This is a genomic window from Streptomyces sp. UG1 (assembly GCF_049974585.1).
Taxonomy (GTDB): Bacteria; Actinomycetota; Actinomycetes; order Streptomycetales; family Streptomycetaceae; genus Streptomyces.
This window is the reverse complement of sequence record NZ_JBNGGG010000027.1, coordinates 102,660-124,323: the sequence shown is the minus strand read 5'-3', so window position 1 is coordinate 124,323 and position 21,664 is coordinate 102,660. Positions and strand designations below refer to the sequence as shown.

Below are 21,664 nucleotides of genomic sequence, written 5' to 3'. Positions count from 1 at the left end.
GACAGGGCCGGGGCTGGCGAGAATCCGACATCAACCTCGCGTGTCCTGGAAGCCGCCGGATCGCCTGGCGAGGACCAGAAGAGCAATGCATGAATACTCATTCATGCATGTATGTGCAATGGGTAAGATGGCCCTCATGGGTCATGGAGCCGTCACCGCCGCACAGGACGCCCCCGAGCGCGTACGCCTCGACGCGGCCAACGTGGCCAAGGTGGCCACCACCCTCCAGGCCCTGTCCACGCCCTCCCGCCTGCTGATCCTGGCGCGGCTGCGCGAGGGGCCGCTGCCGGCCACGGAGCTGGCGGCCGAGGTGGGCATGGAGCAGTCCGCCTGCTCGCACCAACTGCGGCTGCTGCGCAACCTCGGCCTGGTCGTGGGCGAGCGGCGCGGGCGGTCGGTGGTGTACGCGCTGCACGACCACCATGTCGCCGAGCTGCTCGACCAGGCCGTGTACCACGTGGAGCATCTACGGCTGGGCATCAGCGACGCGGCCGAGTGAGCCCTCCCGCTCCCCGGTCCGACGGCGTCACGACGCGCTCGGGCCCGGAGCCGGCCCCACGCCCCTCAACTGCTGGATGGTTCCGCCCAGTCGGGGCCGGAGGCGCTCCAGTACCGCCGGTTTTCCGCTGACCACCCAACGGGTGCCGACGAGGTACTTGCCGCCGTAGACGGCGGCCGCGTCCAACCAGGTCAGCTTGTACTTCTCCGCGGGGAACGTGGTGATGCGGTAGTCGCCCTTCGCCGTGTGGCACAGGCCCTCGCGCAGTTGGTCCGCCTCGGTCCGGATCTGGACCTCGCAGCCGGTCAGACCGGCGATCACCTCGACCTTCGCCGGTGCCACGACGCCGGCCACGGTGGCGGAGACGTTCGTCGGACTGTCCTTCGCGGAGGTTCTCTTGTCATCACCGCTGTCGTCACCGCCGCCGCACGCGGTGACGGTGAGCAGGAGAACCAGGCTGCCGGCCGTCCTGAGGCGGCGGCCGGTCCTTCCTCTGCTGCTGCTTCCTCTGTGTAGCTGCACGAAGGGGGGTACGAATCAAGGGCGGCAGGCGTTCACCGTGCGCGTCAGGCCGGCCCGGTCGGCAGCCAGTGGGCGACGTAGGCCCGCAGGCCCTCCAGGTCCACGCCGCGTGCGACGTAGCCGAGGTGACCGTCGGGCCGTACGAGTCCCTGGGCGACGCCCGGCCAGGGGCCCCGGTCGCCGAGCCGGTGCACGGTGATCAGGTCGGTGCGGCCGGTGAGGACCGGGGCGAGTCGCTCGTCCGGCCAGAGGTGCGGCGGCCCGGTAAGGAGCAGCTGCCAACCGGGTCCGGCGGTCCGTGCCTGGAGTCCGCGGGGCAGGTCGGGCAGCCGGTCGCCGGCCCGTGGGCCGCGGCGGGGCGGCCGGGTGCCGGACGTCGAGGCGGGGCTGCGGCGGTAGTGGATGCCCAGTTCGGAGACGGTGCGGAAGACCCTGCGGCGGGGCGCGGTCGCGTGTCGTGCCAGTGGGGCGAGATGCGGGACGAGCCGGGAGCGGGCGAACCGCAGGACGGGGTGAGGGCTGGTGCCGATGACGAACGCGCGGTCGGTGAAGCGCCGTACGTCACGGCCGACCGGGGCGCGCTCGGCTCCGTACGTCTCGAGCAGTTCCTCCGGCGCGGCGCCCCGGCACACGAGGGCCAGCTTCCAGCCCAGGTTGAGGGCGTCCTGGATGCCGGTGTTCATGCCCTGCGCCCCGGCCGGGCTGTGGATGTGGGCCGCGTCGCCGGCGAGGAAGAAGGGCCCGGAGCGGTAGCGGGTCGCGCCGCGGTTGTGGAGGCGGAAGTCGGTCATCCAGACGGGATCGCGCAGGACCACCCCTTCCGCGCCGTACCGCTTGGCGATCCGCTGCAGCAGCGGCAACGTCACCTTGCCGTCGGGGGCGTCGGACGGCCGCATGGCGAGCATGCGCCAGGGGGCGGGCGAGCCGAGCGGGAAGAAGAACAGCATCCCGCGCCCCGACATGTACGAGTGCACGGCACCCGGCTCCAGTCCGTCGACCTCCAGGTCGGCGAGCAGGTACGTCTGCGGATAGGCGTAGCCCTCGAAGCCGATGCCCGCCTGCGCGCGCACGGTGCTGTGGGCGCCGTCGCACCCGACGACGTATCGGGCCGTCACGGTCTCCTCCCCGCCGTCCCGGCCGCGCAGCCGGCACACGGCGTGCGATCCCCGCCGCTCCAGCCGGACGACCTCGACACCGCGCTCGACCGTCACGCCCCGCTCCACCAGATGCTCCCCGAGCACGCCCTCCGTCTCGGCCTGCGACAGGAACAGCAGGAAGGGGTACGGCGTGTCGGTCGCCCCGATGTCGAACAGCGGCACCGAGACGGTACGCCCGCTCAGGTGCAGGCGCAGCCCCATCGCGGGATTGCCCCGGGCCACCAGCTCCTCGGTCACACCGAACCCCGCGAGCGCCTCCAGGGTGCGGGGTTGGATGCCGAGCGCCCGGGACTCGCGTACCCGGTCGAGGGAACGGTCGACGATACGGAACGGGGTTCCGTGGGCGCTCAGTCGGGCGGCGAGCGCGAGCCCCGTGGGCCCGGCGCCCACGACCAGCACATCCAGCGGTGACGTCATGAGCCCACGGTAGACAGGGGTCCACCCGGGACTGATTGAGCGGTCCGAACCAAGTCGGTTCCAGGGGTGATGGTCGGACTGCCGGCCGCCGTGATCGGCCTGACGTCCCTCGACCGCGAGGCCGTCGCAGCTTACGAGGACGGGCTGACGGCGTATGCGGCGCCGGGCCCTGTCCGCCGTGCTCACCTTCACCCTCGCCGGACACCACCCGGCCACCGTCGCCGACTGGCTGGACCGCGACGGAAAATCGCGGTCCGCGCCGGCCACCACTGCGCCCAACCGGCCCCGTCCCACTACGGGTTGGAGTCGGCGGCCCGGGCCTCCCTCGCGATCTGCAACACGGCGGAGGGACTGACGACGGAGGCATCGGGCGATGCCGGAGGCGCCGCTGCCGTGAGCCGTCGAAGGAGTCGACAGGTTCCAGGCGTGGACGACGCCGGGCCCCTCGGGGCAGTCGACGGTGAGCACACGCCCGGCCGGAGGATCCATCGGGGCGCCTCCGGACCGCGCGGGAACAGGCAGTACGTCGGTACGTCGTCGACCTGCTCGGTGCTCCGGCTGCGGTGTGGCGGTTACGCCGCGTCTCCGTTCAGGTGGGGATAGAGAGGGAGGGCGGAGGCCAGCTTCGCGACCCGGGCGCGCAGTTCGTCGTCGGGCCGCTCGCCCTTGAGGGCCTCGGCGATGATGTCGGCGACCTCCCGGAACTCCGGGTCGCCGAAGCCGCGGGTGGCCAGTGCCGGGGTGCCGATCCGCAGGCCGGAGGACACCATCGGCGGACGCGGGTCGAAGGGCACCGCGTTGCGGTTGACGGTGATGCCGATGCGGTGCAGCCGGTCCTCGGCCTGCTGTCCGTCGAGCGCGGAGTTGCGCAGGTCGACCAGGACCAGGTGGACCTCGGTGCCGCCGGTCAGGACGGTGATGCCCGCCTCGGCGACGTCGTCGGCCAGCAGCCGCCCGGCGAGGATGCGGGCGCCGTACAGCGTGCGCCGCTGGCGCTCCTTGAACTCCTCCCCCGCCGCCACCTTGAAGGCCACCGCCTTCGCCGCGATGACATGCTCCAACGGGCCGCCCTGCTGACCTGGGAAGACGGCGGAATTGATCTTCTTGGCGAGTTCGGCGCGGCTGAGGATCACGCCGCCGCGCGGGCCGCCGAGAGTCTTGTGAGTGGTGGTCGTGACGACATCGGCGTACGGCACCGGGCTCGGGTGCAGGCCCGCGGCCACCAGCCCGGCGAAGTGCGCCATGTCCACCAGCAGATACGCGCCCACCGCGTCGGCGATCCGGCGGAACGCGGCGAAGTCCAGCCGCCGGGGGTAGGCCGACCAGCCGGCGACGATCATCTTCGGCCGGTACGCGAGGGCGAGCTGCTCGACCTCGTCCATGTCGATGCGCATGTCGGACTCGCGCACGTGGTACGGCACGACGTTGTACAGCTTGCCGGAGTAGTTGATCCGCATGCCGTGGGTCAGATGACCGCCGTGCGCGAGGTCGAGGCCGAGGATCGTGTCGCCGGGGTCGAGCAGTGCGAACATCGCCGCCGCGTTGGCCTGCGCGCCCGAGTGGGGCTGCACGTTCGCGGCCTCGGCGCCGAAGAGTTCCTTCACCCGGGCGATCGCCAACTGCTCGACGACGTCGACGTGTTCGCAGCCGCCGTAGTAGCGGCGGCCCGGGTAGCCCTCGGCGTACTTGTTGGTGAGGACCGAGCCCTGGGCCTCCATGACGGCGGCCGGGGCGAAGTTCTCGGAGGCGATCATCTCGAGGGTGGACTGCTGGCGATGCAGCTCGGCCGCTACGGCGGCGGCGACCTCCGGGTCGAGCTCGCCCAGCGGGTGGGAGAGGAGAGACGAGGCGAGTGTGCTGGTCGACGGGCTGGTTGCCATCTGTGCACCATCCTGGGGGCCAACTAATGCGCAACTAATATATTAGATCCTCCCAGGAGATTAGGGGAGCTCGCGGGAGAGGTCAAGGGGGCATCCCTCGGCGACGGACGCACCCGGTGCGCGAGGAGACGGTCTGCTCATCAACCCCGCATCAGCAAGGACGACTTCGCCTCTCACAGCCAACGCACAGCGCCCTTTTCCCCTCATCCTCCTCAGCGGGGGCAACCGTACGGAACGAAGGGAAGCGATGTGCGTACGAGAAACGCTGGACGGGTGTTACTCGCCCTCACCACGACGGGAGCGGCACTGGCGCTCCCGGCCCCCGTGTACGCGGCTCAGCCGCCGCGTGTCGATCTGAGGGCGGACGTCGACCGTGACGGGCGGGTCGACCTCGCCGGTGGCACCGACACGGCCGGGGAGGACACCTGGTCCGTGGCACGAGGGGCGGTCTTCCTGCCCAACATCGACGACGACAGCAAGCGGTGCCCGACCACCGGCCCGGGCGGCCGCCCGCTCTCCGACGCCGAACTGGCCGCCTGCAACGACGCCTCCGACGAGAAGGTCAACGGCAGGGCCGACGCAGCCGACCTGGCCCGGGTGCGCTCGGTGCCGATGAGGAGCCTGCCGTCCGATGCCGAGGGCAGTGTCAAGGTCACCAAGGGCGCCGCGCAGAGCAGGGTCTTCGTCAAGCGGAACGGCCTCTGGAAACGGGTCACTTCGCAGACCCGCCTTACGCGGGCCGAGCTGCGCGCCGGAGTCGAGTTCGGCGTCGAGGGCAAGGACGTGATCCGGGACAGCGCGAAGTGGGACGGCCGCGTGGCGATCCGGCTGAAGGTGACCTCGTCCGCCGGCACCGCCTCCGACACCGTCACCCTGCGCGCGGCCCCGCTGCTCACCCACCACGCCCTGCAGAACACCCAGCAGTTGATGGTCACCAAGCACGACGGCGACGACCCCTGGTCCAGGCGCCAGCGGAAGTTCGTCAAGGACCTGGAGAAGGAGGCCCGGCAGGCCGGCATCACCAAGCCGCTGGTGACCTTCGAGAAGTACGGCGACATCTGGGCCCAGGACTTCGTCGAGCCCGCCTACCTCAACATGACCGGCCCGGACGGCAGGCAGCGGACGATGCGCGTCATGCTGCGCTCCGCCCAGGACCGGGAGGCGGGCCGCGCGCTGTATGAGAAGCTGCGCGGGCCGGACATCGGCGTCGTCCAGGCCAAGGGCCGCGACATGCAGGGCTGGGAGACCCTCAACTCCTTCGGCAACCTGGAGACCATCCCTCCGCACGCACAGGGCGGCAAGTCGTTCCCGGCCGGCCGGATCATCATGGGCGAACGCAAGGACGGCAGCGGAGTACGCCCCTCGAAGGAGATACGCACGCTGCTGAAGTCCCAGGGCCTGCAGGACCCGCTGCTGCTGGACACCTCGTGGCTGCACGTGGGGCACGTCGACGAGTTCGTGCAGTTCCTGCCGGCCGACACCCCGCGCGGCTGGCGGATCGGCCTCGCCGACCCCGAGGCCGGACTGCGGCTCCTGCGCGACGCGCGGCAGGGCGGCCACGGCGCGGCCAAGATGTTCTCCGTGCCGGGCATCGACGAGGCGCCGGCTCCCAAGGAGACCATCGACCAGGCCCTCGCCTCCCGCCATCTGGTGGCCGACAACGAGATGGCGGCCAGGAAGATCGCGGCCAACCTGGAGATCCTGAAGCGGGAGACGGGCATCACCGACGGGGAGATCGTCGGGTGCCCGCCCTGTACACCCGGGGCACGGAGACCGGCGACGAGCGGACCCGTATGCCGCTGCTGAGCCGTCTCGGCGGCAGCGCCGCCACGGAGGCCGCCGAGAAACACGGCCAACAGAGGTTCCTCGACCGCGCCGCAGCGCCCGCTCCCGAAACGGTCATGACCAGCGCATACGTCCCGGGCGCGGTCAACGGCGTCCTGCTCTCCCGCGACCGCTACCTCGCCCCGCGCCAGTGGGGTCCCGTCATCGGCGGCAAGGACATCTTCACCGAGGCCGTCACCGCCGCGTACAGGCGCGCCGGCATGAAGGTGTCGTACGTCGACGACTGGTACACGTACCACGTCGGCATGGGCGAGATCCACTGCGGCACCAACACCCTGCGCGACACTTCCGCCGCCTGGTGGAGGCGCCAGCCGTAGAGCCCCGGGACGCCGCCTTGGTTCTCAGCCGGCCTCCCGGGCGAACGCCTCGTACGCCCGGTCGTCGAACAGCACGAACCGCACCTCCTCGACAGAGGTCGGCGTGTTCCGCACCGTCTCCACCGCGATGCGTGCCGCGTCGTCCATCGGCCACTGGTAGACGCCGGTGGAGATCGCGGGGAACGCGACCGTGCGGGCGCCCAGCTCGTCGGCTACGCGGAGGGACTCCCGGTAGCACGAGGCCAGCAGGTCCGAGCGGTCCTCGGAGGTGGACCAGACGGGGCCCACCGTGTGGATCACCCATCGCGCGTCCAGTTCCCCGGCCGTAGTGGCGACCGCCTGTCCCGTCGGCAGTCCTTCGCCGTACCGGGAGGCGCGCAGGTCGCGGCATGCGGCGAGGATCGCGGGGCCGCCGCGGCGGTGGATGGCGCCGTCGACTCCTCCCCCACCGAGGAGGGAGGAGTTCGCGGCGTTGACGATCGCGTCGGCGGACTCCCGTGTGATGTCGCCCTGGACGAGCCTGATGGTGGTCATGACTGCCTCTATAGCAGGGCGGTGCCACCACCGCAGGTTCAATTCCAGGCGACCGGCAGCGAGCGCACCCCGTGGACCGTGCTGGTCGACAGGGCGAGTGAGTCGGGCGGGGCCGTCATGCGCAAGGTCGGGAGCCTGCGGAACAGGGTGGACAGGCCCAGGCGGAGTTCGGCGCGGGCCAGCGACTGGCCGAGGCACTGGTGCAGGCCGTGGCCGAAGGCCAGGTGGCCGGAGGCGTCGCGGTGGACGTCGAGCGCGTCGGGGTCGGAGTACGTCGACGGGTCCCGGTTGGCGGCCTGGAGCGCCACGACCACGCCCCCGCCGGCGCGGATGCGCACGCCGGCCACCTCGACGTCCTCGGTGGCGACGCGCCGTATCCCGGAGTGGATGACGGTCAGGTGGCGCAGGAGTTCCTCCACCGCCCCGGGCCACAGGGAGTCGTCGGCCCGCAGGGCGTCCAGTTGGGACAGGTTGTGCAGCAGGGCGATCACGGCGAGCGGGAACATGTTCGCCGTCGTCTCGTGGCCGGCCAGCAGGAGCAGGGACACCATGCCCGTGGCCTCGTCGAGGGTGGCCTCGCCGGTCGCCACGCGTTCCGTGGCCAGCCGGGAGATCAGGTCGTCGGCGGGGTCCTGTGCGCGCCGCTCGATGAGGGCGCGCAGATAGCCGTACAGCGCCATGCGGGCGGACATGGCCTCCGCCGGGTCGCCTGCCACGCTGGTGAGGGCGTTGGACTTCTCGCGGAAGAAGCCGTGGTCCTCGTAGGGGACGCCGAGCAGTTCGCAGATGGCCAGGGTGGGCAGCGGCAGGGCGTAGGACACCACCAGGTCCGCTTCCGAGGTGCCGTCCGCCGTCATCGTGTCCAGCAGGTCGTCGCAGATCCGCTGGATCGCCCCCTCCATCTGCTCGATGCGCCGGAAGGTGAAGTCGGGGATCAGCATGCGGCGCAGCCGGGTGTGGTCCGGCGGGTCCATCTGGTGGAAGAGGCCGGGGGCCTGCGGGGGCGCGCCGGGGCGGGTGTGCGGGAAGGCCGGGTGGTTGGCGTCGGCGCTGAAGCGGGGGTCGGCGAGGACCGTGCGGGCGTCTTCGTAGCCGGTGATCAGCCAGGGGCTGTTGTCGCCCCAGATCGTCACCCGGCGCACGGGCTCCTCGGACCGCCACTTGGCGTATTCGGGGGCCGGGTCGAGCAGGGGGCGGATGGTGGGGAGGGGCGGGTGTGTCGTCATTTCCACGGTCCTTGTTTCTGCGTTCCCTATTTCTGCGTTCCCTATTTCTGCGTTCCTTGTTTCTGCGTTCCTTGTTTCTGCTCCCTTATTTCTGCGTTCCTTCGGTGCGCAGGCCCGCGAGGCCCAGGAGCAGGGACTTGACCTCGGTGGCGGCATACGCCGGCCTGGCCCTCTCCGGCTCCGAGCACAGGAGTACGGGGCCGTCGGCGGGGTCGGCGGGCAGGCGGCCGTGGCTGCCGCGGACGCCGGACGGGTCCAGGGGCACCGTCTTGAGGCGGTAGCGGAAGCCGAGCTTCTTGCGGGCGACCTGGCCGACGGCGCGCAGCTTCACCGCGGGGACCGTCTGGTCGTAGAGCAGCTCGGCGGGGTCGTAGCCGGGCTTGCGGTGGATCTCGACCTGGCGGGCGAAGTCGGGGGCGCGGTCGTCGTCGAGCCAGTAGTAGTACGTGAACCAGGCGTCGGGGTCGGCGAATGCGACGAGTTCGCCGGAGCGCTCGTGGTCCAGGCTGTGGGCCGCCTTGCCGTCGGCGTCCAGCACGCGCTCCACGCCGTCGAGTTCGGCGACGGTCTTCGCGACCGCCTCGGTGTCGGCCGGGTCGCGGACGTACACGTGGGCGATCTGGTGGTCGGCGACCGCGAAGGCGCGCGAGGTCCACGGGTCGAGGTACTCCATGCCGTCCTGCGTGTACACCTCCAGCAGGCCGGCCCGGCGCAGCGCCCGGTTGATGTCGACGGGGCGGGAGGCGGGCGCGATGCCGTACTCGCTGAGCGCCACCACCGTCGCGCCCTCGCGCAGGAAGTGGTCGATCAACGGGCGCAGGGCGTCGTCGAGTCGGCGGGCGGCGCGGATGGTCTCGGGTGAGTCGGGGCCGGTGCGCTGGGGCTCGTAGTCCATCTGCGGGATGTAGACGAGGGTGAGGTCGGGTCGCTTCTCGTCGAAGACGTGGCGGGCCGCGCCCAGGATCCACTGGGTGGAGGGCATGCCGGCGTTGGGGCCCCAGTAGGTGAAGAGGGGGAAGGGGCCCAGGCGGTCGGTGAGTTCGTCGTGCAGGGACGGGGGCCAGGTGTAGCAGTCGGGTTCCTTGCGGCCGTCGGAGTAGTAGACGGGGCGCGGGGTGACCGTCCAGTCGACGTCGGCGCCCATCGCGTACCACCAGCAGATGTTGGCGACCTTGTAGTCGGGGTTCGCCTTGCGGGCCGTGGACCAGATCTTCTCGCCGCCGACGAGGGCGTTGTGCTGGCGCCAGAGGAAGACTTCGCCGAGGTCGCGGAAGTACCAGCCGTTGGCCACCGCGCCGTGTGTGGAGGGCGGTTCGCCGGTGAGGAGGGTGGACTGGACGGTGCAGGTGACGGCGGGGAGCACGGTGTCGAGCCGGGCCTGGAAGCCGCGGTCGCCGAGGGCGGCGACGGACGGCATGTGCTGCAGGAGCTTCGGGGTCAGGCCGACGATGTCGAGTACGACCACGCGGGTCATGAGAGGTCCTCCTTGAGGCCGAGGCCGGTCAGCCGGTCGCGGGCCCAGGCGAGTTCGGCGGCGATGCCGCCGGGCAGGTCGGTGGGGGGTTCGGGGAGGACGGACCAGGTGTAGGTCTCGACCTCGATGTGGTCGCAGTGGGCCGCCGGGCCGCCCAGCAGCCCGTCGAGTACCTGCTCGAGCTGGTCGGCGGTCGTCCGCAGCGGGGGCTCGGGCTCGGTGTGCAGCGGGGCGTGGAAGTGGACGCGCCAGGGCCCGGTGTCGTCGGGCAGGTCGCCGTCCAGGGCCTGAGGGAGGTCGTCGACGCCGACGACGTCGCCGTCGGTCACCGTGCGGGTCTGGTGCAGGAACCGGGGTTCGGCGAGCCGCTGGAGTGCCGCGCGGGCCGCGGGGTCGGCCGGGCGGGCGGCCTCCACGGCGCAGGACGCCTGGAGCTTGACCACGGGCAGCCCGGCCTCGCCGAGCCGGCGCAGCGCCTCGGCCGGGTTCTCGAACTGGACCGCCAGATGGCAGGCGTCGAGGCAGATGCCGAGCCGGTCGGGGTCCAGTCCGCCCAGCTCCCGTACCGCCTGGGTGGTGGTCTCGACGACGCACCCGGGTTCCGGTTCGAAGCCGACGCGGATACGGCGGCCCGTCCACGACTCCAGCGCGGCGAGCCCGGTGGTGAGCCGGTCCAGGGCGTGGCGGGCCTCCTCGGAGCAGGCGCGGTGCCACGGAGTGCGCCAGGCGAGCGGCAGGGTGGAGACGCTGCCGTGGGCGACGTCGTCCGGGAGCAGGGCGGCGAGGACGAGGGCGCAGTCCAGGGTGTACTGCAGCCGGGCCTCGTCGGCCCAGTCGGGCTCGTAGACGTCCTTCTTGACGACCTCGCGGTGGAATCCGGCGTACGGGAAGGCGTTGAGGGTGACGGTCTCCAGACCGCGCGCCCGCAACTCGCCCTTCAGCCGCGCCAACGCCGCCTCGTCCTCGGCGAGTTCGGTGACGACGGGCCGCGCCAGCCACAGCCCGATGCCGAGCCGGTCGGCACCGAGTCGCTCACGCACGGGCTCGGCGTACTCGGCGAGCTGGGCGATCACGCCCTGAAGGTCCTCCGCCTGGTGGACGTTGCTGCAGTAGCCGAGGTGGACGGTGCTGCCGTCCGGGTGCTGGAAGCGCATGGGATGTTCACGCTCCCCCGCGACGAATGGAGTTGCCCTGGAAGGTGGCCTCCTCGTCCGGCTTGGGTTCCTCCAGCTCCAGCCGCCCGCTCTGGCCGTAGAAGGCGACGGGGTTGCGCCACAGCACCTTGTCGACGTCGTCCTCGTCGAACCCGGCGGCGAGCATGGCATCGGCGGTCTTACGGGTCTTCAGCGGATCCGAACGCCCCCAGTCGGCGGCGGAGTTGACCAGCACCCGCTCGGTCCCGTGCTCCTTGAGGATCTCGACCATGCGGTCCTCGCTCATCTTGGTCTTCGGGTAGATCGAGAACCCGGCCCAGCAGCCGCTGTCGAGGACCATGCCGACGGTGAGCTCATTGAGGTGGTCGAGGACGACGAGTTCGGGGGCGATGCCAGACTCCCGCACGACGTCCAGGGTGCGGCGGGTGCCGGCGGCCTTGTCCCGGTGCGGGGTGTGCACGAGGGCGGGCAGCTCGTGCTCGACGGCGAGCTGGAGCTGGCGGGCGAGCGCCTCGTCCTCCTCCGGGGTCATCGAGTCGTAGCCGATCTCGCCGACGGCGACGACCCGGTCCTTGGCGAGGTAGCGGTCCAGTTCGTCGAGGACCGGGACGCAGCGCGGATCGTTCGCCTCCTTGGGGTTGAGGGCGATCGTGCAGAAGTGCTGGATGCCGAACTGGGCGGCGCGGTACGGCTCCCAGCCCAGCAGCCCGTCGAAGTAGTCGTAGAAGCTCTCCGGCGAGGTGCGGGGCTGGCCGAGCCAGAAGGCGGGTTCCACAAGCGCACGCACCCCGGCGGCGTACATCGCCTCGTAGTCGTCGGTCGTGCGGGAGGTCATGTGGATATGGGGGTCGAAGATGCGCACGGTCAGCCCTCTTCCTTGAGTACGTCCATGAGCGCGGGCTCGAGTTCGGCGGCGACGGCGTCCGGGAAGGCGCGGACGACGGGGTGGATGTCCCTGGGTACGTCCCGTCCGGCGACGATCCGCTCGTGGGCGAAGTCGGCGAGCATCCGGGCCAGTTCACGGTCGGCGCGGGTGTCGAGGCCGGCCACGCGGTCGAGCGGGATCTCGCAGAAGACGCACTTCAGTACGGCCTGCCGGTACTCGGCGTCCGGCAGATGCGCGGCGGCGTAGGGCCCGAGGGCGGCCTCGATCAGCGTCGTGTCGTTGCCGCGCAGGGTCTCCCGCACCAGGGGCAGGGCGAGGTCACCGAGGTCGAGCAGCGGCAGGGTGCGCAGGACGGCGCGCTGTTCGGCCGGGTCGCCGTGCCGGTGGAGGCCGGCGACCTCGTCGGCCAGGGCCTGGCCGCGCAGGGGCAGGGCGGTGAGCAGGACGGCGCGGGCGGCCTCGTCGACGGTCCAGTGCTCGGTGAGCCGCTTGTGCCCGCAGCGCCTTCGGGCGGCGGGGAAGAGCCGTCGTACGGCGGCCGGTTCGGCGGCGGCCTTGGCGGCACTCTCGTCCAGCCAGGCGCGGGCCGTGGGGTCCAGTGCGGCGTGCAGGGCGGGTCGGGGGTCCGGCGGGGCGGAGGGGGAGGCGGTCGTGACAGCCATGGGGGGAACAACTCCCGGAGAGGGGAAGAGGGGGAGGAGCTGGGCTGGACGGTGTCCTAGGCGGCGGCCACGGCGGTCCGTTCGGCCGCGCGCAGGAATTCGATGGAGCGGCGGGCGACCTCGGGCGCGTCGAGCGAGCCGCCCTGGATCTCCACGGAGACCAGGCCGCGGTGCCCGAGGTCGTGCAGGGCGGCCAGCACGGGCGGGAAGTCGATCTCGCCCGAGCCGAATTCGAGGTGCTGGTGGACGCCACGCCGCATGTCCTCGATCTGCACGTTGCGCAGCAGCGGGGCCGCCTGCCGCACACAGTCCAGCACGGACCGTTCCTCCACGCAGTGCGCGTGGCCGACGTCCAGGGTGACCCCGAACAGCTCGTGTCCGTCGACCAGTCGGGCGAGCCGCAGGCACCGCTCCACGGTGTCGACGAACATGTACGGCTCGGGCTCGAAGGCCAGCGCCACCCCGTACCTCTCGGCGGTCTTCAACACCACCCCGATGCCCGCCGCGAGCCGCTTCCAGGCGTCCCGCTCCGGCAGCCCGTCCGGCGCCGGACCGCTGCACAGATGGACGGTCGACGAGCCGAGTTCGGCCGCGATGCGCAGAGCGCGGCGCAGCAGCTCGACCCGGCGCTCGGAGCCGTCCGACATCAGCGTGGGCAGGTGCTTGCCCCAGGGGTCGAGGAAGTAGGGCGCGCCGGTCTCCACCGTGACGTCCAGTCCGTGCCGAGCGAGCTGGCGGGCGAGGGCGGTGACGCGACGGGGCAGGTCGTCGGCGTACGGGTCGAGATGGTTGTGGTCGAGGGTGAGGGCGACGCCGTCGTAGCCGAGGTCGGCGAGGACGGCGAGGACGTCACTCAGCCGGTGGTGGGAGAAGCCGTTGGTGCCGTAGCCGAGTTTCAGTGGGGTGGGGGGAGGTCTCATGCTGCGGGTTCCTCACACGGAGGTGGGTGGACTCAGGTGGGGGATATGCGCCGGGCCAGCCGTCGCGCCAGGGGGTGGACGACGCCGAGCGCCGCGGCGACGGCCGGTGCCCCGCCGCGCGCGGTGAGCGCCGCCTGAAGAGGCATCAGCCCGAGAATCCCGGCCCCGACGGCCCGCCGGACATTCTCCCCCGAGGGCTTCCGCACGGCACGGACTTGGGCGGTTCCGTAGGTACCGAGGTAGCCGAGAGCACCAACGGCGGCGAACAGCTTCCTGGAACGAACGGCGCCTGCAACGCCCCTAAGGGGCGCGGGGAACTGCGCGACAAGCCCAGACGGCGCAGCAGACGACACACCACCCTTCGCGGCACTTCCTACGTCGTCTCGCCCGACCGGAACGGCCGTGGCCACCGCAGTCACCACCGACACGGCCAAAGTCGCCGCAGGCACCCGCACGGTCGCCCCGGAGATCTCATGCCGGCTGAGCGCCATCAACGTACCGGTATGCACCCCGACCAGCGCCGCAGGCACAGCGGCCCGACGAAGCGCGCCACCGACCGATCCAGCCCCGGGCCCGGCCACAACCGCTCCGGCCACGACGTCCAGAACCCGGGCTCCCGCCACGGCAAAACCACCCGCCGGCGTGGACTTGAGCTTCAGGTCGTACGCCCAGACCAGCCCGGCCAGGGGCAGCGCGACGGACACGCTACGGCGCCCACCGGCAACCGCGGCGAGCCCGAGCCCCGCCCCAGTGAGCCCCCCGGCCACAGCAAGCGCAGCGCGCCGCGGAACCCGCCCCGACGGCACAGGCCGGTCCGGTCGCTCGACGGCGTCGACCGTGGCGTCGGCGTAGTCGTTGAGGGCCATGCCGGCCCAGTACAGGCAGATTGAGGAGCCGATCACTCCGAGGGTCCGAGCGCCCAGCGGGCGCCCCGCCGCGGCCGCTCCCGCGATCACGTCACCGGGGACACTCAGCGCGGCCGGGGCTCTGACGAGCAGGGCGAGGTCGGCGAGGCGCACGGCAGACCGGGATCCGAAGCGGACAACCGCTTTCCGATCTTTCATGGCCGCACCCTACTCGCGGCGGTTGACCCTTCAGGTACCTACCCCTAGGTAAGACGAGTGACAAAGTAGACACGGTCTTTTTCTTACCGAGCGGGCCGAACTGACGGTAAACGTGGGTCGTTTGGGCAGTGTCACTGCTCCTGCCGCAGTCGCCGCCACACCGCCTTGGCCGCGTTGTGCCCCGACATTCCGTGCACGCCCGGTCCGGGCGGGGTCGCCGACGAGCAGATGTAGACGGCCGGGTGCGGGGTGGTGTAGGGGAACAGCGAGAGCTTGGGTCGCAGCAGGAGTTGGAGTCCGGAGGCCGCTCCGGAGGCGATGTCCCCGCCGACGTAGTTGGCGTTGCGGGCGGCGAGTTCGGGCGGTCCGGCCGTCGCGCGGGCGAGGACGCGGTCGCGGAACCCCGGGGCGAAGCGCTCGAGTTGGCGCTCGATGACGTCCGTGAGGTCTCCGGTCCAGCCGTTGGGCACATGACCGTATGCCCAGAAGACGTGCTTGCCCTCGGGGGCCCGGCTCGGGTCGGCGACACTGGGCTGCACCGTGATCATGAACGGCTTGTCGGGTGCCCGGCCCTCCCGGGACGCGGCGCGCAGCGCGGCGCCGATCTCGCCGCTGTCCCCGCCGATCTGCACGGTGCCGGCCCGCCGGGCCTCGGGCGCGGTCCACGGCACCGGGCCGTCCAGCGCGTAGTCGATCTTGAAGGCGCCGGGGCCGTAGCGATAGCCCGCGTAGTAGTCGCCGAAGCCGGCGATGCGGGCCAGGGCGGTGGGTGAGGTGTCGAAGACGTACGCGCGCGCGGGTGGCAGGTCGTCGAGGCGCTTGACCTCGTAGTCGGTGTGGACGCCGCCGCCGAGGTCCTTCAGATACGCGGTGAGGGCGTCCGAGACGGACTGGGAGCCGCCGCGGGCCACGGGCCAGCCGCGGGCGTGTGCGGCGAGGGCGAAGACCAGGCCGATGGCGCCGGTGGCGAAGCCGCCGAGCGGGGCCATGACGTGCGCGACGAGGCCGGAGAACAGGGTCCTGGCCCGCTCGTCCCTGAAGCGCCGCATCAGCCAGGTGGCCGGGGGCAGCCCGACCAGGCCGAACCGGGCGAGGGTGACCGGGTCCCGGGGGAGCGCGGTCAGGGGCAGGGACATGAAGTCCCGGGCCAGGGTGTCCCACCTGGCCAGGAACGGCGCGACCAGCTTGCGGTACGGACCCGCGTCGCGCGGGCCGAAGGAGGCGGCGGTCTGGGCGACGGAGCGGGCCAGCACGGCTGCGGTGCCGTCGGTGAACGGGTGCGCCATCGGCAGCTCGGCGTGCAGCCACTCCAGGCCGTAGCGGTCGAGGGGCATGGTCCGGAACGCGGGTGAGTTGATGCCGAGGGGGTGGGCGGCGGAGCACGGGTCGTGCCGGAAGCCGGGGAGGGTCAGCTCCTCGGTGCGGGCTCCCCCGCCGACGGTGCTCTGTGCCTCGAACACGGCCACGGAGAAGCCGCGGCGGGCCAGCTCCACGGCAGCCGTCAGTCCGTTCGGCCCCGCTCCCACCACGACCGCATCGAGCATCGCCGGCACGTTCGGACTCCTTCGTCAGCCGATGGCCACTGAAGGATCAGGATATGCCGGGGCACTGACTGAGGTGAGTGCGGCCGACATCGCCTAAGATCTCGGTCCGATCGGTTGTCTTGCGGCTGCGGGTATGTGGGGGCTGGTCGCGCAGTTCCCCGCGCCCCTTAAGGGCGTCAGCCGACCCCTTGCTGCAAGAGTCCCGCCACCCGCCTGGCCGTCGCTACGTCCCGTGCCGCCGTGAACGGCAGAGCGTTACCCCCGGTGATCCGGAACGGCTCCCCCGCACGAGTCAGGTGCGCGCCGCCCGCCTCCTCGACCAGCAGGATGCCCGCGGCATGATCCCACGCGGCCTCCCAGCTGAACGCGGTCGCGTCCAACTCCCCCCGCGCGACGGCCAGATACTCCAGCCCCGCCGAGCCGCACGCGCGCGGTGCGATGCCGTCGGTCCACAGGCCGAGCAGGCCGCGCTTCTGCTCGTCGGTCGTGTAGTCCGGGTGGGACGTGGCCACTTCGAGGGCGCGGCCGGGCTCCGGCGTGCCGGAGTGCAGGCGCTCGCCGTCGAGGAACGCGCCCTGGCCCCGGATCGCCGTGGCGAGTTGGTCGCGGGCGGGGGCGTAGGTCCAGGAGGCGAGCAGGACGCCGCGCCGCGCGAGCGCGATCAGGGTGCAGAAGCCCTCGTCGCCGTGCACGAACTGGCGGGTGCCGTCGACGGGGTCGACGATCCACACCGGGGCGTCGCCCCGCAACGCCCCGTACGACGCCGGATCCGCGTGCACCGCCTCCTCGCCGACCACGGCCGAGCCGGGCAGCAGGGCGCGCAGCGCCCCGGTGAGGTACTGCTCGGCGAGCCGGTCGGCGTCGGTCACCAGGTCGTGCGGTCCCGCCTTCTGGTCGACCTCGTGCGCGGCGAGCTGCCGGAAGCGGGGCATGATCTCGGCCGCGGCCGCCTTGCGGACCGCTTCCTCCACGTCGACCGAGTGCTGTGCGAGAAACTCTTCGATGGTTTCGTTGTCTTCGATCACGTGTCAATAAGAACATGCCCCACTGACAATCCCCGCCCGCCCGGTGGCCGCCGGATGGCGCCGACGTGAATACGAGGGGCGCGTATCAGCAGGTCGGAGACGTGTTCAGCGCCCGACCGCGTATCCCTGCATCCCCCGCGGGTTCGCCGCGGCCGACAGGACGCCGGTCTGCGGGTCCCGCGCGACCGCACACAGCCGCCCCTCCGACCAGGCGTCACCGACGGTGACGTCATGACCGCGTCGCCGCAGCTCCTCGACCACTGCGGCGTCCGTGCGGGACTCCACCGTCACGCTGCCCGGCCGCATGCCGCGTGGGAAGAAGGAGCCGGGGAAGCTGTCGTTGTGCCAGTTCGGGGCGTCGATCGCGCCCTGGAGGTCGAGGCCGCCGCGGACCGGGCCGCGCAGGGCGACCGCGAGGAAGAAGTGGAGCTGCCACTGGTCCTGCTGGTCCCCGCCGGGCGTGCCGAAGGCCATGACGGGCACGCCGTCGCGCAGGGCGATGGAGGGCGTGAGGGTGGTGCGGGGGCGGCGGCCCGGTGTCAGGGAGTTCGGCAGGCCCTCCTCCAGCCAGGTCATCTGCAGCCGGGTGCCGAGCGGGAAGCCCAGCTCGGGTACGACGGGGTTGGACTGGAGCCAGCCGCCGCTGGGCGTGGCCGCGATCATGTTGCCCCAGCGGTCGACGACGTCGAGGTGGCAGGTGTCGCCCCGGGTGCCGCCGTCGGTGGCGACGTCGGGCTCGCCCGGCACCGGTGAGGTCGGCCGCTTGGCGACGGTCGGCTCGCCGACGCCCAGCACGTCGAAGCCGGGTGCGTCGCAGGCCACCACGCGCGCGTGTGCGCACAGCCGTGGGGTGCGGCCGCCCGGGCTGCCGGGCCGCAGCTCGTGGGAGGCCTTGTCGCCGACCAGCTCTCGCCGGGCGGCGTTGTACTCGTCCGACAGCAGCTCGGCCAGCGGCACTGCGGCCGCGTCGCCGTACCAGGCCTCCCGGTCGGCCATGGCCAGCTTGCAGCCCTCGATCAGCACATGGACGTACTCGGCGGAGCCGTACCGCGGCAGCTCGGGCGGGAGCAGCGCGAGCTGCTGGAGGAGGACCGGGCCCTGGCTCCAGGGGCCGGCCTTGCACAGGGTCCAGCCGTTCCAGTCGTACGTCGCGGGCGCCTCGTAGGTCGCGGACCAGCCGGCGAGGTCGGCGGCCGTGAGGGTGCCGGAGTGCCGCTCGCCGCTGGTGTCCATGGTGGGGCGCCGAGCCTGCCGTACGAGGGCCTCGGCGATGAATCCGCAGCGCCACACCTCCCGCGCGGCCTCGATCTGCGCGACCCGGTCCCCGGCGCCGGCGACCTCGGCGAGCAGTCGCTTCCAGGTGGCGGCGAGAGCGGGATTGCGCAGCGGCTCCCCGGGACGGGGCGGCTTCCCGCCCGGCAGATACACCTCGGCCGACGAGGTCCACTCCGTCTCGAACAGCTCTCGTACGGTCTCGACGGTCTCGCCGACCCGCTCCACTGGCGCGTGCCCGTGTTCGGCGTACCCGATGGCGTACTCCAGCACCTCGGCGAGCGTCCTGGTCCCGTGGTCGCGCAGGAGCAGCATCCAGGCGTCGAAGGCGCCGGGCACGGCGGCGGCGAGCGGGCCCGTCCCGGGCACCAGCTCAAGGCCGAGGCCCCGGTAGTGCGCGACGGTCGCCCCCGCCGGCGCCACGCCCTGCCCGCACAGCACCCGCACCTCGCCGCCCGCCGGGGCGATGAGGATCGGCACCTCGCCGGCCGGACCGTTGAGGTGCGGCTCGACGACGTGCAGCACGAACGCGCCCGCCACCGCGGCGTCGTAGGCGTTGCCGCCGCGCTCCAGCACGGCCATCGCGGACTGCGAAGCCAGCCAGTGGGTGGAGGACACCATGCCGAAGGTGCCCTGAAGGGTGGGACGGGTGGTGAACATACGGCCTCTCACCTCGCTGTTCGCGCACATCGGCCAGGCCGACGGCGCTCGGACCGGTCCTGCGGAGAATCCGGGGAGTCCGGCCGGGGCCCTCCTCCCACACCGCTCCCCGGCAGGCTATCGATCACCCCGCGCCCCTGTAGCGGCTTCTGGGAGGGGGGAGGACGAGATGGCCGAGAAGCCTCTGACGCACAAGCAGGCACTCGCCGCGGTGATCAAGGCCCTGGGTGACCGTGCGACCTGATCCGGAGCGGGCCGTCTACCGGCCGGCCTGACTGTTGAAATCACCTGGTTGTCGTCAGGACGAGGCTGACGGCCAGCCCGGACGCGCGGGGACCCCGGATCAACTCAACCCGGGGCACCCCCTGGACGCGGCATTGAACGATTGTTTAGCGTGCTGCACATGCGTTCAATCCCGGATGACCGGACCACTCGCGCGGTGATCCGCGACGAGGCCCTGCGGCTGTTCGCCGCCCGCGGGCCGGACTCGGTGACGGTGCGCCAGATCGCCGAGGCCGCGGGCGTGTCAGCGGGACTCGTCGTGCACCACTTCGGTTCGAAGGACGGCCTGCGCCAGGAGGTCGACGGGTACGTCCTGGCCGTGTTCGAGGCGATGCTGGGCGAACTGACCGGCGAGAGCGGGGCTCAGCTCCTCGACCCCGGTACCGGGGCGAGGTCCCTCAGCGAGGCGTTCGCCCGCCACCTGCCGGCCGGCTCTCCGCTGCCCGGCTACCTGCGCCGGCTGCTGCTGTCCGACACCGACGTCGGCAGGCAGCTCTTCCAGCGCCTGTTCGACCTCAGTCGAGCCGCCCTGGACGGCCTGGCGGCGGCCGGACTGGCCGCACCCGGCCGGGAGCCGGCGATCCGCGCGGCCTTCCTGCTCGCCAACGACCTGGCCGTCTTCCTCCTGCGCGACCGGCTCGCCGAAGTCCTGGGCGCCGACCCGCTGTCGGCCGAGGGCGTGGCCCGCTGGGCGCCGGAGATGCTCAGCATCTACACGGGCGGACTGAACGCATCACCGCAAGGAGACGCATTCGAGAAAGGCTAGGGAACCTCCATGCCGGCCGGATCCACCCGCACCCCCTCACCCGTGCTCCAGGCCCACGACGTCCACAAGTCCTACGGCAGGCACCACGTCCTGCGCGGCGCCGACCTCACCGTCACCGCCGGGCAACTCGTCGCCGTCGTCGGGGAGAACGGCGCCGGAAAGTCCACCCTGCTCAGGATTCTGGCGGGCACCCTCCCCGTGGATCGCGGCGAGGTGTCCCTGTCCGGGACACTCGGCTACTGTCCGCAGGACCCGGTGCTCAACACCGCCCTGACCGTCGAGCAGCACCTGCGCTACTTCGCCGCCGCCCACCATCTGCCCGACCTGCGCCGCGGCCATGAACTCGTGCGCCTCCTCGGCTACGAGCGCTACGCACAGACCGTGGCCGGCGAACTCTCCGGCGGCACCCGGCAGAAGCTCAACCTCACCCTCTCCCTTCTGCACGACCCGGACGTCCTGCTCCTCGACGAGCCCTACCAGGGCTTCGACTGGGAGACCTACCTGCGCTTCTGGACCCTGGTCGAGGACCTGCGGACCCGCGGCAAGGCCGTCGTGATCATCACCCACCTCGTGTTCGAACAGGACCGCTTCGACCTGCTCGCCGATCTCGCCGACGGCCGGGTCACCCCCCGCACCACGGCCGAGGAGGACCACCATGTCGACGCCTGACACGACCGAACCGCGGGCCCAGTACGGGCAGTTCCCCACCGCGCTGCGCTTCTCGGTGCGCGACCAGACCCGCAACCGGCTCGCCGGGCTGCTGCTCGTGCTGTTCGTGCCCCTGTGGTACCTGCTCATGGACACCCTGGCCTCGGGTGAGGTACTGGACTTCAAGCTGTACGCGACCGGCCGGGTCCTGCATGTCGACGGCGGCCGTCTCACCCTGATCTCGGCGGGCCTGAACTCCGTCACGATGATCGCCGGGTTCGTGGTCTTCGACGCCGTCCGCAAAGCCCTCGCCTTCGACCGGCGGCTCGTCTTCGCCGGATACCGGCAGTCCACCCTCCTCGGCGCCAAGACGCTGGCCATCGCCGTGGTCGCCACCGCGATCGCCCTCTACACCGCGCTCGCGATCCTGCTCTTCTGGCGCCCGGCGGTGGGCGGCTGGTTCGCCGTGCTCGCCGGCTACACCGTCATCGCCCTCACCTACGGAGCCCTCGGACTGCTCCTCGGCGTGCTGGTCAAGCGCGATCTGGAGGGCTTCTTCCTCATCATCATGGGCGGGCTGATGGACACCTTCCTGCAGAACCCGCTGGGCAACCCCCTCGCCAACAAGCCCGTCCTGCAGTGGTTCCCGTCCTTCGGCCCCATGCAGTTCGCGGCAGGCGGCTCCTTCGGCGACACCACGCTGTGGGGTCACCTCGCCCTGGGACTGGTGTGGGCGGCCTCGTTCAGCGCGGTGGGGCTGGCCATCTTCCGCATCAGGACCCGCAACCGCAACCGCCCCGCCGTGCGGCACTCCGCGAGCGGCCTTGCCCGGGACCTTTAGACTGTGCAAAACTTTCCATGGACACAGAATTCTCATTGTCTCGCTGCCAGTTGGCACAAAGGCCGCACC

At 71.8% G+C, this 21,664-nt stretch carries 19 protein-coding genes and 1 pseudogene; 6 read left to right on the top strand and 14 right to left on the bottom strand.

Going from position 1 to position 21,664, the window contains the following annotated elements:
- Positions 1–136: 136 nt before the first annotated feature.
- Positions 137–499 carry an ArsR/SmtB family transcription factor gene (locus tag ACP4J3_RS28615; RefSeq protein WP_426538939.1) on the top strand — a complete coding sequence of 121 codons (363 nt, stop codon included), beginning with the start codon at positions 137–139 and terminating at the stop codon, positions 497–499.
- 27 nt (positions 500–526) lie between these two features.
- Here ACP4J3_RS28615 and ACP4J3_RS28610 read toward each other — a convergent pair whose 3' ends face one another.
- The gene (locus ACP4J3_RS28610) at positions 527–1,021 is read right to left on the bottom strand and encodes a hypothetical protein (protein ID WP_426538938.1); all 495 of its coding nucleotides are present in this window, start codon (positions 1,019–1,021) and stop codon (positions 527–529) included.
- Positions 1,022–1,065: 44 nt separating this feature from the next.
- On the bottom strand, positions 1,066–2,595 hold the full coding sequence (locus tag ACP4J3_RS28605) for an FAD-dependent monooxygenase (RefSeq protein ID WP_426538937.1): 1,530 nt from the start codon (positions 2,593–2,595) through the stop codon (positions 1,066–1,068).
- 69 nt (positions 2,596–2,664) lie between these two features.
- Between ACP4J3_RS28605 and ACP4J3_RS28600 the strand changes: the two genes are divergently transcribed.
- Positions 2,665–3,198: an aminotransferase class V-fold PLP-dependent enzyme gene (locus ACP4J3_RS28600; RefSeq protein ID WP_426538936.1), complete on the top strand. Its 534-nt coding sequence runs from the start codon at positions 2,665–2,667 to the stop codon at positions 3,196–3,198.
- Here ACP4J3_RS28600 and glyA read toward each other — a convergent pair.
- On the bottom strand, positions 3,168–4,475 hold the full coding sequence (gene glyA, locus ACP4J3_RS28595) for a serine hydroxymethyltransferase (protein ID WP_426538935.1): 1,308 nt from the start codon (positions 4,473–4,475) through the stop codon (positions 3,168–3,170). The two genes, ACP4J3_RS28600 and glyA, sit on opposite strands and share 31 nt — an antisense overlap.
- 273 nt (positions 4,476–4,748) lie before the next feature.
- Between glyA and ACP4J3_RS28590 the strand changes: the two are divergent.
- Positions 4,749–6,637 (top strand): annotated as a pseudogene (locus tag ACP4J3_RS28590) (protein-arginine deiminase domain-containing protein).
- A gap of 24 nt (positions 6,638–6,661) precedes the next feature.
- On the opposite strand, the gene ACP4J3_RS28585 reads toward ACP4J3_RS28590, so the two are convergent.
- From ACP4J3_RS28585 to ACP4J3_RS28535, 11 genes are all read right to left on the bottom strand, one after another.
- Positions 6,662–7,171, bottom strand: a complete 510-nt coding sequence (locus ACP4J3_RS28585) for an O-acetyl-ADP-ribose deacetylase (protein ID WP_426538934.1) — start codon at positions 7,169–7,171, stop codon at positions 6,662–6,664.
- 38 nt (positions 7,172–7,209) lie between these two features.
- Positions 7,210–8,397, bottom strand: a complete 1,188-nt coding sequence (locus ACP4J3_RS28580; RefSeq protein ID WP_426538933.1) for a cytochrome P450 — start codon at positions 8,395–8,397, stop codon at positions 7,210–7,212.
- An 85-nt stretch (positions 8,398–8,482) separates the two neighbouring features.
- Positions 8,483–9,871 carry an alkaline phosphatase family protein gene (locus ACP4J3_RS28575; protein WP_426538932.1) on the bottom strand — a complete coding sequence of 463 codons (1,389 nt, stop codon included), beginning with the start codon at positions 9,869–9,871 and terminating at the stop codon, positions 8,483–8,485.
- Positions 9,868–11,025, bottom strand: a complete 1,158-nt coding sequence (gene eboE, locus ACP4J3_RS28570; protein ID WP_426538931.1) for a metabolite traffic protein EboE — start codon at positions 11,023–11,025, stop codon at positions 9,868–9,870. Before eboE ends, ACP4J3_RS28575 begins: the two co-directional genes overlap by 4 nt.
- Before the next feature lie 7 nt (positions 11,026–11,032).
- Entirely contained in the window at positions 11,033–11,887 is an 855-nt protein-coding gene (locus ACP4J3_RS28565; protein WP_426538930.1) for a TatD family hydrolase, read from the bottom strand.
- A 2-nt stretch (positions 11,888–11,889) separates the two neighbouring features.
- On the bottom strand, positions 11,890–12,573 hold the full coding sequence (locus ACP4J3_RS28560; RefSeq protein ID WP_426538929.1) for an EboA domain-containing protein: 684 nt from the start codon (positions 12,571–12,573) through the stop codon (positions 11,890–11,892).
- Positions 12,574–12,629: 56 nt separating this feature from the next.
- A complete protein-coding gene (locus ACP4J3_RS28555; protein WP_426538928.1) occupies positions 12,630–13,493 on the bottom strand; it encodes a sugar phosphate isomerase/epimerase family protein in 864 nt (287 codons plus the stop codon).
- A 32-nt stretch (positions 13,494–13,525) separates the two neighbouring features.
- Positions 13,526–14,512 (bottom strand): SCO3242 family prenyltransferase, encoded by a 987-nt coding sequence (locus ACP4J3_RS28550; protein ID WP_426538927.1) that lies wholly within the window; start codon positions 14,510–14,512, stop codon positions 13,526–13,528.
- 176 nt (positions 14,513–14,688) lie between these two features.
- A complete protein-coding gene (locus tag ACP4J3_RS28545; RefSeq protein ID WP_426538974.1) occupies positions 14,689–16,101 on the bottom strand; it encodes a phytoene desaturase family protein in 1,413 nt (470 codons plus the stop codon).
- 176 nt (positions 16,102–16,277) lie between these two features.
- A complete protein-coding gene (locus tag ACP4J3_RS28540; RefSeq protein ID WP_426538926.1) occupies positions 16,278–17,126 on the bottom strand; it encodes an inositol monophosphatase family protein in 849 nt (282 codons plus the stop codon).
- 105 nt (positions 17,127–17,231) lie between these two features.
- The gene (locus ACP4J3_RS28535; protein ID WP_426538925.1) at positions 17,232–19,058 is read right to left on the bottom strand and encodes a gamma-glutamyltransferase family protein; all 1,827 of its coding nucleotides are present in this window, start codon (positions 19,056–19,058) and stop codon (positions 17,232–17,234) included.
- A gap of 403 nt (positions 19,059–19,461) precedes the next feature.
- On the opposite strand from ACP4J3_RS28535, the gene ACP4J3_RS28530 reads away from it, so the two are divergent.
- The 3 genes from ACP4J3_RS28530 to ACP4J3_RS28520 are packed head-to-tail and all read left to right on the top strand — an operon-like array spanning position 19,462 to position 21,595.
- On the top strand, positions 19,462–20,106 hold the full coding sequence (locus tag ACP4J3_RS28530; protein WP_426538924.1) for a TetR/AcrR family transcriptional regulator: 645 nt from the start codon (positions 19,462–19,464) through the stop codon (positions 20,104–20,106).
- A 9-nt stretch (positions 20,107–20,115) separates the two neighbouring features.
- The gene (locus tag ACP4J3_RS28525) at positions 20,116–20,775 is read left to right on the top strand and encodes an ABC transporter ATP-binding protein (protein ID WP_426538923.1); all 660 of its coding nucleotides are present in this window, start codon (positions 20,116–20,118) and stop codon (positions 20,773–20,775) included.
- The gene (locus ACP4J3_RS28520) at positions 20,762–21,595 is read left to right on the top strand and encodes a hypothetical protein (RefSeq protein ID WP_426538922.1); all 834 of its coding nucleotides are present in this window, start codon (positions 20,762–20,764) and stop codon (positions 21,593–21,595) included. The genes ACP4J3_RS28525 and ACP4J3_RS28520 overlap by 14 nt, the downstream gene beginning before the upstream one ends.
- The last annotated feature ends 69 nt before the right edge of the window (positions 21,596–21,664 follow it).

Bases quoted from the DNA above. Each gene is read 5' to 3' on its own strand.
- ACP4J3_RS28525 (WP_426538923.1), top strand. From the start codon at position 20,116: ATGCCGGCCGGATCCACCCGCACCCCCTCACCCGTGCTCCAGGCCCAC.
- ACP4J3_RS28580 (WP_426538933.1), bottom strand. From the start codon at position 8,397: ATGACGACACACCCGCCCCTCCCCACCATCCGCCCCCTGCTCGACCCG.
- ACP4J3_RS28605 (WP_426538937.1), bottom strand. From the start codon at position 2,595: ATGACGTCACCGCTGGATGTGCTGGTCGTGGGCGCCGGGCCCACGGGG.
- glyA (WP_426538935.1), bottom strand. From the start codon at position 4,475: ATGGCAACCAGCCCGTCGACCAGCACACTCGCCTCGTCTCTCCTCTCC.
- ACP4J3_RS28560 (WP_426538929.1), bottom strand. From the start codon at position 12,573: ATGGCTGTCACGACCGCCTCCCCCTCCGCCCCGCCGGACCCCCGACCC.
- ACP4J3_RS28600 (WP_426538936.1), top strand. From the start codon at position 2,665: ATGGTCGGACTGCCGGCCGCCGTGATCGGCCTGACGTCCCTCGACCGC.
- ACP4J3_RS28615 (WP_426538939.1), top strand. From the start codon at position 137: ATGGGTCATGGAGCCGTCACCGCCGCACAGGACGCCCCCGAGCGCGTA.
- ACP4J3_RS28530 (WP_426538924.1), top strand. From the start codon at position 19,462: ATGCGTTCAATCCCGGATGACCGGACCACTCGCGCGGTGATCCGCGAC.
- ACP4J3_RS28545 (WP_426538974.1), bottom strand. From the start codon at position 16,101: ATGCTCGATGCGGTCGTGGTGGGAGCGGGGCCGAACGGACTGACGGCT.
- eboE (WP_426538931.1), bottom strand. From the start codon at position 11,025: ATGCGCTTCCAGCACCCGGACGGCAGCACCGTCCACCTCGGCTACTGC.
- ACP4J3_RS28535 (WP_426538925.1), bottom strand. From the start codon at position 19,058: ATGTTCACCACCCGTCCCACCCTTCAGGGCACCTTCGGCATGGTGTCC.
- ACP4J3_RS28575 (WP_426538932.1), bottom strand. From the start codon at position 9,871: ATGACCCGCGTGGTCGTACTCGACATCGTCGGCCTGACCCCGAAGCTC.
- ACP4J3_RS28520 (WP_426538922.1), top strand. From the start codon at position 20,762: ATGTCGACGCCTGACACGACCGAACCGCGGGCCCAGTACGGGCAGTTC.
- ACP4J3_RS28585 (WP_426538934.1), bottom strand. From the start codon at position 7,171: ATGACCACCATCAGGCTCGTCCAGGGCGACATCACACGGGAGTCCGCC.
- ACP4J3_RS28555 (WP_426538928.1), bottom strand. From the start codon at position 13,493: ATGAGACCTCCCCCCACCCCACTGAAACTCGGCTACGGCACCAACGGC.